Raw genomic sequence first — 11,931 nt, forward strand, 5'->3', positions numbered from 1 at the left:
GCTGCTCGGCCGCGGTGTCGGGCACCACCCGCTTCGCGGCGTCGGTGGGGGTGGCGGCGCGCAGGTCGGCGACCAGGTCACACAGCGGGTTGTCGGGTTCGTGACCGACGGCGCTGATCACCGGCGTGCGGCAGGCCGCGATCGCGCGGCATAGCGTCTCGTCGGAGAACGGCAACAGGTCCTCGACGCTACCGCCGCCGCGGGCGATCACGATCACGTCGACGTCGGCGTCGCCGTCGAGCGCGGCCAGCGCCTCGACGATCTGCGCGACGGCGTTCGGGCCCTGGACCGCGGTGTTGCGCACCGCGAATCGGGCCGCGGGCCAGCGGCCGGTCGCCACCGACCGCACGTCACGCTCGGCGGCGCTGGCCCGGCCGGTGATCAGCCCGATCATGTTGGGCAGGAACGGGATCGGTCGTTTGAGGCGGTTGTCGAACAGGCCTTCGGCGTCCAGCAGCCGACGCAACCGCTCGATGCGCGCCAGCAGCTCACCGATGCCGACGGCCCGGATCTCGGACAGGCGCAACGAGAAGGTGCCCCGGCCCGTGTAGAAGGACGGCTTACCGCACACCACCACCTGGGTGCCCTCGGCCAGCTGTACCGGCGCGTTGAGGACCAGGTCGCGCGGGCACGTCACCGTCAGCGACATGTCGGCGGCCGGGTCGCGCAGCACCATGAACACCGTTTTGGCGTCGGGCCGCAGGCTGATCTGGGCCAGCTGACCCTCCACCCACACGGTGCCCAGCCGGTCGATCCAGCCGGCGACGCGGACCGCCACCGCGCGCACCGGAAACGGGTTCTGGGCGGAGTTCGGTTCGGAGGTTGCGGCTGGGGTCACTTCGCGTTCGCGCGGGTGATCCTGTTGGCCAGCAGCGTCTCGAACGGCGCCCGGGCCTTGGTGGCCTGCTCGTAGGCCAGCAGGGTTTCGAGCTCCTCGACGCTCAACGACTGCAGGCGGGCCCGCAGCTGGGCGAGCGTCAGCGTCGAATAGTCGAGCTCGCTGACCACCGAGGGCTGCGCGACGTCGGCGGCCGCGGACTTCTTCGGCTGCCGGGCGGGCCGGACCAGCGCGCTGGCGTCCTCGTGAGCGTCGGCCACCGAGTACAGCGCGAACCGGCCCTCGCCGCGGCGCTCTGCCTCACCGCCCTCGGGCAGCGCCGCCGGGGTGGCGCCCTCGGGCAGGTCCTCGTCGAAGGTGGCCCATTCCGGCTTCTCGTCCTTGGGCGGGAAGATGGTCTCGAGGGTGCTGTCGCCCTTGTTCACCAGCTCGGCGATGTTCTGCTGAACCCGCATCACGATGTGCGCCGCCTGGCTGGCCAACGTCATCGGATACATCAAGATGGTTTTCGGCAGCTTCATGGTCTCCTCGACAGCGACTGTCGCCGCGCCGACCAAAAGCCGAACTCCAAACGGTGCAGCAGCCATGGGTCCAAGATTGCCTTAACCGGCGGCTAAGTCCAAGCCCGCCCGCGCGAGCTGGCAACCCCGTGTCGGCAGAACGTACCCTGGACGGCATGCCGCCGACTGTTGACATGGGGATTCCCGGCGCATCCAGCTCGGTAGCCGTCGGACCCACCCGCAAGCGCGTGCTCCTGGCGGAGCCGCGCGGGTACTGCGCGGGTGTGGATCGGGCCGTCGAGACCGTGGAGCGGGCGCTGGAAAAGCACGGTGCGCCGATCTACGTGCGCCACGAGATCGTCCACAACCGCCACGTCGTGGACACCCTGCAAAAGGCCGGCGCCGTCTTCGTCGAGGAGACCGACCAGGTGCCCGAGGGCGCCATCGTGGTCTTCTCCGCGCACGGCGTCGCGCCGACCGTGCACGCCGCCGCCGCGGAACGCAACCTGCACACCATCGACGCCACGTGCCCGTTGGTGACCAAGGTGCACAACGAGGCGCGCCGGTTCGCCCGCAACGACTACGACATCCTGCTGATCGGCCACGAGGGCCACGAGGAGGTCATCGGCACGTCCGGTGAGGCACCCGAGCACGTCCAGCTCGTCGACGGGGTTGCGTCGGTGGCGAACGTGACGGTCCGCGACGAGAACAAAGTGGTGTGGTTGTCCCAGACCACGCTGTCGGTCGACGAGACCATGGAGATCGTCACGAAGCTGCGGGAACGCTTCCCCAAGCTGCAGGATCCGCCCAGCGACGACATCTGCTATGCGACGCAGAACCGGCAGGTCGCGGTCAAGGCGATGGCCCCGGAATGCGAGCTGGTGATCGTCGTCGGATCCCGCAACTCGTCGAACTCGGTACGCCTGGTGGAGGTCGCGCTGGGCGGCGGCGCCGGGGCGGCGCACCTCGTCGACTGGGCCGACGACATCGACCCGGCCTGGCTGGAGGGCGTCACGACCGTCGGCGTCACGTCGGGCGCTTCGGTGCCCGAGGTGCTGGTGCGCGGCGTGCTCGAGCGGCTCGCCGAATCCGGCTTCGACGTGGTCCAGCCCGTCACCACCGCACAGGAGACGCTGGTGTTCGCGTTGCCGCGCGAGATCAGGTCGCTGCTCTAACTCAACGCCTCAGGCGTCGTACTCCCACGATTCGGCGGGCGGGCGCGCCTGCGACCTGCCGGGCGTGCGGGACCGGCCGCGGCGCTCGGCGCCGGGGTCCGAAGAGCCCGCCCCGCGGTAGCGCACCTGCGAGACGGGGTGGTGGGTGCCGTTGGTGGACGGCCGCCGGCGCCGCGGCTCGTACGACGACTCCGGGCGGTCGCGGTCGTCGTACCGGCTGGGGCGCTCGGGCTGACCGTAACCGTCGCCGTATTTGTCCCCGTAGCCGTCTGCGTAGCCGTCGAAGCGGCTGCTGCGCGACCTCGGCTCGTAGGACTGCTCGTAGGGCCGCTCGTACGGGCTGCGCCGGGTCCGCGGCTCGCGGCGCCCGTCGCGGTCGCGGGGCGGCTGGCCGGTCGCGTCGGCGTCGTCACCGGGGCGCGGACGGCGCCGCGGTCGGCGGGCCGCGTCGGACCCGTCGCGCGCCGTGCCGTAGTCGCGGCCGGTGGTCGCGCTGCGCCGGCTCGACCGCCTCGGACGCTCTTCCCGACCGTCCGGTTCCGCTCCGTCGTCCAGCGAGGGCCGGGCATGCCTGGAGCGGGTGCGGCTGGAGCGGGCGGTGGAGCGGTCCCCGCGGGTGCTGCGGCTCGCACGTGTGGAGGTGCTCCCCGTGCGGCCGCGCCGCTTCTGGGCGGCGGGGGCCTCCTCGGCGTCGGTGGCGTCGTCCTCGGCCTCCGCGCCCACCAGCGACTGCAGCTTCGCGCCGATCCCGCTGAAGAAGGACTTCACCTCGGCGGGCGCGGCCGTCGCATCGGATGAGGTCTTCGACGCGCCGGACGGCGAGGTGCGCTCCGACATCCCGAAGTACCAGCGGGCCAACCCGATGAGCAGCACGGCACCCGCGGTGCCCAGCATCAGCGGGAAGCGCTCGATCAGCGGGTATCCGCAGTTGATCAGCAGGTCCTTGAGCCGGCCGACCTTGCCGTCGTGAAACAGCCAGTACGCGCCGGGCACGGCCACGAACAGGATCAGCGGCGGCTGGATGATCGCCGTGAAAATGCCGTCCTGACGCACCGCCAGCACCGCCGCGAGGCAGCCGGCGATATAGAAGCCGGCGAAGACGTGGGTCAGCTCCTTGTGACCCATGCCGGCGTCGATGCCGTAGCCAATGGCGGTGGCGGTGACGGCGATGAGCAGCGCGATCCACGACTGCACACCGGCGATGTTTGGGTGGATCGAGCGGTGGTTTACCTCAACCGCCGACCTGGCCCGCTGGACTGACACATCTAGACCGTACCGGGAATGGGCCCAAAGGCCCGTAAATACCTCGTAGCGATGCCGGGCGTGCCACGCGCTCGTTTCAGGCGCCGGCCGGCGCGCGTGGTCCGCCGCGAGCCCTAGACTTGGGTCCCTGTGAGCCTGAACCTGGGAATCGTGGGCCTGCCCAACGTGGGCAAATCCACGCTCTTCAACGCCCTGACCCGTAACAACGTGGTGGCGGCCAACTACCCGTTCGCGACTATCGAGCCGAACGAGGGCGTGGTCTCGCTGCCCGACCCCCGGCTGGACAAGCTGGCCGAGCTCTTCAATTCCGACCGCATCGTGCCGGCGCCGGTCACGTTCGTCGACATCGCGGGGATCGTGAAGGGCGCCTCCGAGGGCGCCGGGCTGGGCAACAAGTTCCTGGCCAACATCCGCGAATGTGACGCCATCTGCCAGGTGGTGCGGGCGTTCGCCGACGACGACGTGGTGCACGTCGACGGCAAGGTCGACCCGCGTTCCGACATCGAGGTCATCGAGACCGAGCTGATCCTCGCCGACCTGCAGACCCTGGAGAAGGCGGTTCCGCGGCTGGAGAAGGAAGCCCGCAACAACAAGGACCGCAAGCTCGTGCACGAGGCGGCCGTCGCCGCCGAGGCCGTGCTCAACTCCGGCAAGACGCTGTTCGCGGCCGGTGTCGACGCCGACCCGCTGCGCGAGCTGAACCTGATGACGACGAAACCCTTCCTCTACGTCTTCAACGCCGACGAAGCGGTGCTGACCGACGATGCGCGCAAGGCCGAGCTGTCCGCGATGGTCGCTCCCGCCGACGCGGTGTTCCTGGACGCGAAGATCGAGGCGGAACTGCAAGAGCTCGACGACGAGTCCGCGGCCGAGCTGCTGGAGTCGATCGGGCAGACCGAGCGTGGCCTCGACGCGCTGGCCCGGGCCGGCTTCCACACCCTCAAACTGCAAACGTTTCTCACCGCGGGCCCGAAAGAGGCGCGCGCGTGGACGATTCACCAGGGTGACACCGCGCCCAAGGCGGCCGGCGTCATCCACACCGACTTCGAGAAGGGTTTCATCAAGGCCGAGATCGTGTCCTATGACGACCTGATCGCCGCCGGATCGATGGCCGCCGCCAAGGCGGCCGGCAAGGTGCGCATGGAGGGCAAGGACTACGTGATGGCCGACGGCGACGTGGTCGAGTTCCGGTTCAACGTGTAGTCGGTGACTCGGCGTTGTCACCGGCCGATGTCGAGGTCCTCCGATGCTGCGCCGTCGGCAGGCACGAGGTGTTTCCGGAGCCACTCTTGGGAGTGGTCGAGCCATTGCCGGTAGTGGCCCATGGCGCAATGGTCGTCGTCGGGGTAAAGCAGCAGGGTGGCGTTAGGCGCTGTGTCGGCGAGGTCGACAGTGTCTTGAGTGCTGAGCAGGGTGTCGTGCTCGCCGTTGATGGCCAGCAGCGGAATCGTGATGTGCGGCAGTCGATCCCGGATCGAGAGCGCCCTCAAGGCGCGGGCCAGCTTGATCGGGTTGGTGGCTCCGAGGGTGTCCGCCAGCGCGCTGATGATGATGTGCGGGATGCCCAAGGCGCCGCCGTTGAATGAGTGGTGAGTCGGGGCACCGCAGGCGACTGCGCAGGCCAGCCGGTCGTCGTTGGCGGCCATGCGCGCGGCCCAGTAACCGCCGAAGCTGACGCCGACCATGGCGATCCGGTCGGGGTCGAGACGTGGGTCGGCGGCCAAGTGGTCGATGACCCGGCGGTAGGTCCGTTCCGATTGGGGGCCCATCGGTTTGGCGTAGGCGTAGGTGCCGGGCATCTCCATCATGAACATGGCCAATCCGGCAGCGCGGTAGCGCAGCAACCCCACGGCTAACTCCGCGACGGTCCCCTCCAGACCGTTGGTGGTCAGGACCACCGGTTGTGGACCGTGCCCCGGCGCCAGGGTGAGCCAGCCCCGCACGGTGTCGCCGTCGGGGGTGGGGATTGCGAGACGCTCGACACGAAGGTCGATGGCGGGCGCGATCGCGGCGACCAAAGCGTCGAAGAGATGCCGCGAGCGCCAGTAGGCCTGCATACGACGGGCGCTGTGGCCGGGGAAGGCGCTGACTTGGTAGTAGGTGATGGCCTTCGTCCACGCATCGATCGCCCGAAACGCCCGTGCGGTGCGCCGGCGGTCGTCGGCTTGGGCGTACCTATCGACGAGTTCGATGATCGCCGCCTCGCTGGGCTGGGGCCCGTTGTCGGCGAACAGCACCGCACCCGGGCTGATCAAATCTGTCAGCGCCGCGACCTGTTCTTCGGTGAGCGTGACCGGCCCGCCAATGGCGGGGACCGCGCAGGACTCCGTCTTGGCGAGGTCGCGCAGTAGCGCGACGGCTCGTTCGGCATGCTGTTCGGCGATCCGATCCCAGTGAGCGCACCAGCGGTCGTCGCGGAATGACCGTGCCGCCCTGAGCTCTTGCGCGAAGTCGGGTGGGTGCAGCCCGCCCATGTTGGCGTACCGCAGCACGAACAGCTTGGGCAGGAAGGGCGCCGCCCCGCACCAGCGGGCTGCCAGGTTGGTCGTGCCGGTGATCGCGCAGGCTGTCACGAAGAGCTTGTGCCTCAAGGTTGCCTCGGCCATCGGCGCCGTCCTTTCTTCGTGCGGCGGTCGTGCTGTGCCCGCCGCGCCGCGTCGGCGCCGCCTGGCCGATGCGGCCCGCCGGAACAGTCGTTCCGACAGTAACATCGTCGAGACGATTCTCGGAACAACCGTTCCACGCATCAGTGAGGAGGCGTCTGGGATGACCCGTTCATATCGGCAGCACCGGCACCGAGCCGTCGAGCCGTGAGTGGACCTGCGCCGGTCGGGCGAGGCGCCGGCGCCGCGCGTGAAACCGGTCGCCCCGACACCCGGCGTCGATTGCTCGACAGTGCCGAAGAGCTGTTCGCCGACCGCGGCTATTTCGGTGTCAGCGTCCGCGAGATCACCGACCATGCAGGCGCCCGATTGGCGGCAATCAGTGAGCAGTTCGGCGGAAAAGAAGGCTTGTTCCGCGCCGTCGTCCTGCGCCGGATTCAACCGCTCAACCATGAGCGCCGCGACCACCTCGCGGCGTTGCCCGCGCGTGGCAGCCGGGACCGGCGCTTAGCCGCCGTCATCGACGCGTTCACCGAACCGATGCGCCAGCGGGCCGGTGACCCGTGCTGGGACAACTACTTTCGTCTGATCGCTCAACTCGCCAACTCCGGACATCCAATCCGCGCGCTGATCGCCGACGAGTTCAATGCCATCGCCGCCGACTTCATCGCCGCCCTGCAGGCGTTGTTCCCGGCCGCCGACGAGGCCGCCATTCACGACGCCTACCTGCACATGGTCGCCGCCACGCTGCACACGTACTCCAACAACCTGCGCCTCGACAGCCTCAGCCGGGGCCGCCTGCGCGCCCACGACACCGACCAGCGCCACCGTGCGCTGCTGCGCTTCGTCGCCGGCGGCATCACCAGGCTGGCCACCTCGTGACATAGCGGCGCGTAGGTGACGCTCAGCGCTGCCCGTCCAGGGTGACGTTGGGGCCGCGCTTAGGCGACCGGCGTCGCGTCCGGGGGTCGTGGCTGGTGCAGCAGCGCGCGAACCAGCGGGCGCGGCCCGATGGAGCGCAGCATCTGGCTGGCCGGGCGGACCCGGACCCGCTTCGGCCACCAGAACCAGCGTCCCATCACCGTCATGATCGACGGCGTGATGAGCGTACGAACGACGAATGTGTCGAACATCAGACCGATACCGATCGTGGACCCGAACTGACCGATCGCCCGCAGATCGCTGGACAGCATCGCGGCCATCGTGACGGCGAACACCACACCGGCGGCGGACACCACCGGGCCCGTCACGCCGACCCCGCGGATGAGCCCGGTGTTCAGGCCGGCCCCGATCTCCTCTTCGATTCGCGACACCAGCATCAGGTTGTAGTCGGACCCCACCGCCAAGAGCACGATCAAAGCGAATTCCGTTGCCACCCAGTGCAACTGGAAGTGAGCGAGGTGTTGCCAGATCAAAGTCGAGAATCCGAACGCCGCGCCCAGTGACAGCACGATCGTGCCGACGATGACGGCTGCTGCTACCAGTGCGCGGGTGACGATCACCATGATGATGAAGATCAGCACGATCGATGCCACCGCGGCGATCAGCAGGTCATACCAAGCGCCAGTGGCGATGTCGTTGAATGTCGCTGCGGTGCCGCCGAGGTAGATGTCGGCGTTCTCCAGCGAGGTGAGCTTCAGCGCCTCCTTGGCCGCGTTGCGCTCTTGCTCGACGGACTTGATGCCTTCCGCGGTCGCCGGGTCCACGGCGTGCGTGATGATGAAGCGCGCGGCCTTCCCGTCGGGCGACACCATCAGGCTCAACCCGAACTGGAAGTCGGAGTTCTGGAAGATCTCCGGCGGCAGGTAGAACAGGCTTTCCACCCGAGCGTCGTTGAACGACTTGCCCATCACGGCATTGGTGTCAGTCAGCTTGTCGAACTGGTCGATCAGACTGTCGAACGAGCTGTAAATGGTCAGCGTCGTATCGCGGATCGCCTTCGACACGGCGATGTTCTCCGGAATGATCGCCAACAATTCACGCGTGGCCGCGGCCGTGTTGGTGAGATCGCCGGTGAGGGCGTGGAACTTCTCGGCGAGCTGATCAAACCCGTCCAGCGCGTCGAACAGGCTTCGCAGCGACCAGCAGATCGGGATGTCGTAGCAGTGCTTCTCCCAGTAGAAGTAGCTGCGGATCGGTCGCCAGAAGTCGTCGAAATCGGCGATGTGGTCGCGGATTTCGTCGGTGATCGCGGCGGTCTCCGCCGTCGTTTTTGCGCTGTCGTCCGTCGCGTTGGCGAGCTTCTGGGTAATCGCGTACTGGCGTTCCAGCAATGAGATCTGGGTGTCGAGGAACCCGGTGATCTTCTTGATGTCGCCGACACGGTCTCTCAGATAATTGAGGTTGTCGCGAATCGGCGCGCTCTGCACGCTGAGCTGGAACGGAATGGACCCGTCTTCGATCGGAGGGCCGAGCGGTCTGGTGATGCTCTGCACCCGTTCGATGCCCGGCACTCGGAAGATGGCACCGGCAACCTTGTCCAGAACCAGCATGTCTCGGGGATTGCGCAGGTCGTGGTCCGATTCGATCATCAGCAGGTCCGGGTTCAGGCGGGCCTGGGTGAAGTGTCGATCGGCCGCGTCGTACGCCTGCACCGAGGCCGCGCTCTTCGGCAGGTAGTACAGGTCGTTGTAGCGCGGGGTGAAGCCCGCGAGACCCAGGGCACCAACGATGGCCAGGATGACGGAGGTCGCGAGGATGGGCGCGGGCCACCGCACGATGGCCGTCGCCAGGCGGCGCCACCGCGTGTAGTTGAACTTGCGCTTGGGGTCCAAAAGACCGAATGCACTGGCGATGACGATGACTGCGGGCGTCAGCGTGACCCCGGCGGCCACCACCACCAGCAGTCCTACCGCGCACGGGAACGCCAACGAACTGAAGTAGGGCAGCCGGGTGAACTTCAGGCAGGCCAGCGCCCCGACGATGGTCAGACCGGAGCCCAGCACCACCTTGCTCACACCGGCGAACGTGTCGTAGTAGGCGGCTTCCCGGTCCAGACCGCGTTCACGGCCCTCCTGGTAGCGGCCGACCATGAAAATCGCGTAGTCGGTACCCGCCGCGATCGCGAGTGAGGTGAGCAGGTTCACCGCGAAGGTGGACAGGCCCATGACGCCGGTTTCGCCCAGCAGCGACACCACGCCGCGGCCAGACAGCAGCCCAATGAAGAGGATGAACATGGTCAGCAATACGGTGCCGATGGATCGGTACACGAACATCAGCATGATCGCGATGATGACGACCGTGATGAGCGTGATCTTGGCCAGGCTCTTGTCACCGACAACGATCACGTCGGCGGTCAGCGCCCCCTGGCCGGCGACGTAGGCCTTTACGCCGGCCGGCGGCTTGGCGTCCGCGACGATCTTGCGCACCGCGGCAACGGATTCGTCGCCGACCGCCCCACCCTGATCGCCTTTGAGGTTGACCTGGACGTAGGCGGCCTTGTGGTCGTAGCTCTCCACACCTGAGGAGGTGAACCGCTGCCCCCAGAAGTTCAGCGCATGCTCGACGTGTTCGTGGTCGGCCTGGATCTTTTTGACCAGGTCGTCGTAGAACCGGTGCGCGTCCGCGTCGAGAGGTTTGTCGCCGACCAGGGTCACCAGGACGAGGTTGTCGGAGTCGTACTCCTTGAACTTCTCGCCGATGTGCTTCATCCCGGTCACCGACGGCGCATCGGCCGGCGAGAGCGGGACGGAGATCTCCTCGGCGACCTTTTCTAGTTGCGGCACAAAGACATTGACGCCGATGGCCAGCAGGACCCACACCACCACGATGGGCAGGCTGAGCACCCGGATGGCGCGCGCGATCCGCGGTGTGCGCTCGACCTCGGTGCGCTGGGAAACGGGGATCCTGTCCGTGTCGCTCGTGTTGTCCGTCATGCGGACTTGTCCAGGCAGGAGACCGCCGCATTGCGCGTTTCGGCTTGCCGCTGATCGACCAACTTGCCGTCGACCGTGATCCGGCAGCCGATGGAGGGGCTGTCGCCCTGGGCGACGACGTAGGCGAAGATGCCGGGCATCGCGGCAACGATCGTCGTCGACCACGGCAACGTGGTGAAGTTGGCCTTCTGCGGCAGTGACTCCGCATCCATCCAGTTGACGACGCCGGTGGTCCCCGGTGGCCCCAGGATCTCGTAAATGGCGGTCTTCGCCGCGTAGGGCGGGGTCGCATCACGCGGATCCGGTTTCGGTAGGCCTGGGCCTGGGAAGACACCGCTGAGGCGGTCCACGGCGACGCCCCCGACGATGACTGCCACGAGCACCACTAGGGCAACCCACGCCCGCTTGAGAACTGTCAACACCGTTTTCCCCGATCACCGTTGCCCGACGGGCTGATGTTAAGACATTTCATCTATCAACACATTTCGTCGCGTGCGCCACGGCAAGGCGAACGCCAGCACGCCCGAGTTAATTCCTGCCACGCCCGGCCGATTTCCGGCCATTCGGCCCACCCCGCGTCCCAGGGCCGCGACGGCGCAGCGGCTCGCGCGCCGCACGATCCGTTTGCTCGGTGATGACGCCGGTCGACTCATCCCGCACGGCCGGCGTGCCGCCCGGCGGGTGGAGTGCGGCATGCAGCGGGCAGGCACCGCCGTGTCGGCTGGAAATGCGGGGCCATCGCTTCAAATTGACGCGCCGGTTATTTAATGACGCACTGTTTATGCAAGGCGATAACAAGCGGCTTAGTTGCAAAAAGTAATTCGCTAGCCCGGTGAGTGCGTTCCTCGAATGGGGTGCGCGGTTTGGTGTGTACGCCTCGATTGTTGGCATCGATCGAAAACGCCGCGAATGGGGACCGGCGCGCGTACCCTAATCGCATGGCTACGAAGGTGAAGACCTGCGTACACTGCGGCCACACTTTCGATCCGCACGACCGATGGCGCGACCTTTCCGACCCGGCGTGGTTTCCGTCCGCGTCGAATTATTGTTCGCACGAATGCAGCAGCCGCTATCACTGCGAAATGACGCATGCCTGTTCGACCCATGCGAAAAAGAAGGATCATCGCCGACCTGTGCGGTGACCGCGCCCCTCACCGATCGACGGCCATTTAGCCCAAGCGCGGAACCGTCGATATCCGATTAATGCCGCACGCGGTCGTCCGCAAGTCCGGTTCCTCCGGCGCCAAGTCACCACGCGGCCGACCGCCCACACTTGTCGGTGCCCGCCCCTAGGTTGCCTCTGAAGGGAACGACCTGAAGGAGGTTTCGTGAAATTCGTGTCGACACGCATCATCACCGGCGACGTCAACCGGCTGGTGGCGTTCTATGAGCTGGTCACGGCGACACCGGCGGTGTGGGGCAACGAGCTGTTCGCCGAAATCCCCACGCCGGTGGGCACCCTGGCGATCGGCAGCGACAAGACGGTGCCGCTGTTCGGTGCCGGTTCAGCGGAGCCGGCCGCCAATCGCAGCGCCATTGTGGAGTTCATCGTCGACGACGTGGACGCGGAGTACGAGCGGTTGCGCGAGAGCGTCGCAGAGGTGGTGACGGAGCCGACGACGATGCCGTGGGGCAACCGCGCACTATTGTTCCGCGATCCCGATGGCAACCTCGTCA

At 67.4% G+C, this 11,931-nt stretch carries 10 protein-coding genes and 1 pseudogene; 5 read left to right on the plus strand and 6 right to left on the minus strand.

All coding sequences use genetic code 11. The annotated features are described in order from the left end of the window. Both xseA and A5714_RS02320 read right to left on the minus strand, forming a co-directional pair. Positions 1-838: exodeoxyribonuclease VII large subunit (gene xseA, locus A5714_RS02315; protein WP_068282361.1), on the minus strand; the 838-nt coding region annotated here is incomplete at its 3' end. Next, entirely contained in the window at positions 835-1,425 is a 591-nt protein-coding gene (locus tag A5714_RS02320) for a lipid droplet-associated protein (protein WP_068282341.1), read from the minus strand. The genes xseA and A5714_RS02320, both read right to left, overlap by 4 nt. Positions 1,426-1,514: 89 nt before the next feature. On the opposite strand from A5714_RS02320, the gene A5714_RS02325 reads away from it, so the two are divergent. Next, positions 1,515-2,513 carry a 4-hydroxy-3-methylbut-2-enyl diphosphate reductase gene (locus tag A5714_RS02325; protein WP_068282343.1) on the plus strand — a complete coding sequence of 333 codons (999 nt, stop codon included), beginning with the start codon at positions 1,515-1,517 and terminating at the stop codon, positions 2,511-2,513. Positions 2,514-2,522: 9 nt separating this feature from the next. Here A5714_RS02325 and A5714_RS02330 read toward each other — a convergent pair whose 3' ends face one another. Beyond that, positions 2,523-3,776 carry a DUF6542 domain-containing protein gene (locus A5714_RS02330; protein WP_197513515.1) on the minus strand — a complete coding sequence of 418 codons (1,254 nt, stop codon included), beginning with the start codon at positions 3,774-3,776 and terminating at the stop codon, positions 2,523-2,525. 129 nt (positions 3,777-3,905) lie between these two features. On the opposite strand from A5714_RS02330, the gene ychF reads away from it, so the two are divergent. Continuing rightward, complete coding sequence (gene ychF, locus A5714_RS02335; protein ID WP_068282346.1) at positions 3,906-4,979, plus strand: redox-regulated ATPase YchF; 1,074 nt, start codon at positions 3,906-3,908, stop codon at positions 4,977-4,979. Positions 4,980-4,996: 17 nt separating this feature from the next. On the opposite strand, the gene A5714_RS02340 is transcribed toward ychF, so the two are convergent. Next, positions 4,997-6,523, minus strand: coding sequence for an alpha/beta hydrolase family protein (locus A5714_RS02340; RefSeq protein WP_369829416.1), 1,527 nt, complete (start codon positions 6,521-6,523; stop codon positions 4,997-4,999). 63 nt (positions 6,524-6,586) lie between these two features. On the opposite strand from A5714_RS02340, the pseudogene A5714_RS27535 reads away from it, so the two are divergent. Together A5714_RS27535 and A5714_RS02345 are read left to right on the plus strand one after the other, a co-directional pair. Then, positions 6,587-6,742, plus strand: a pseudogene (locus A5714_RS27535) (TetR family transcriptional regulator); the annotation flags it as partial. A 114-nt stretch (positions 6,743-6,856) separates the two neighbouring features. Next, a complete protein-coding gene (locus tag A5714_RS02345) occupies positions 6,857-7,261 on the plus strand; it encodes a hypothetical protein (protein ID WP_231975724.1) in 405 nt (134 codons plus the stop codon). A gap of 59 nt (positions 7,262-7,320) precedes the next feature. Here A5714_RS02345 and A5714_RS02350 read toward each other — a convergent pair whose 3' ends face one another. Then, entirely contained in the window at positions 7,321-10,254 is a 2,934-nt protein-coding gene (locus A5714_RS02350) for an RND family transporter (RefSeq protein ID WP_068282355.1), read from the minus strand. Next, positions 10,251-10,673, minus strand: coding sequence for an MmpS family transport accessory protein (locus A5714_RS02355; protein WP_197502696.1), 423 nt, complete (start codon positions 10,671-10,673; stop codon positions 10,251-10,253). The genes A5714_RS02350 and A5714_RS02355 overlap by 4 nt, the downstream gene beginning before the upstream one ends. Before the next feature lie 909 nt (positions 10,674-11,582). Here A5714_RS02355 and A5714_RS02360 point away from each other — a divergent pair. After that, positions 11,583-11,931, plus strand: a 349-nt coding sequence (locus A5714_RS02360; protein WP_068282358.1) for a VOC family protein, incomplete at its 3' end; no start/stop codon positions are given.

The sequence above is a fragment of the Mycobacterium sp. E2462 genome (assembly GCF_001672685.1).
GTDB lineage: Bacteria > Actinomycetota > Actinomycetes > Mycobacteriales > Mycobacteriaceae > Mycobacterium.

Coding starts and splice junctions, on each gene's coding strand:
- A5714_RS02320 (WP_068282341.1), bottom strand. CDS start 1,425: ATGGCTGCTGCACCGTTTGGAGTTCGGCTTTTGGTCGGCGCGGCGACA.
- A5714_RS02325 (WP_068282343.1), top strand. CDS start 1,515: ATGCCGCCGACTGTTGACATGGGGATTCCCGGCGCATCCAGCTCGGTA.
- A5714_RS02340 (WP_369829416.1), bottom strand. CDS start 6,523: ATGCGTGGAACGGTTGTTCCGAGAATCGTCTCGACGATGTTACTGTCG.
- A5714_RS02350 (WP_068282355.1), bottom strand. CDS start 10,254: ATGACGGACAACACGAGCGACACGGACAGGATCCCCGTTTCCCAGCGC.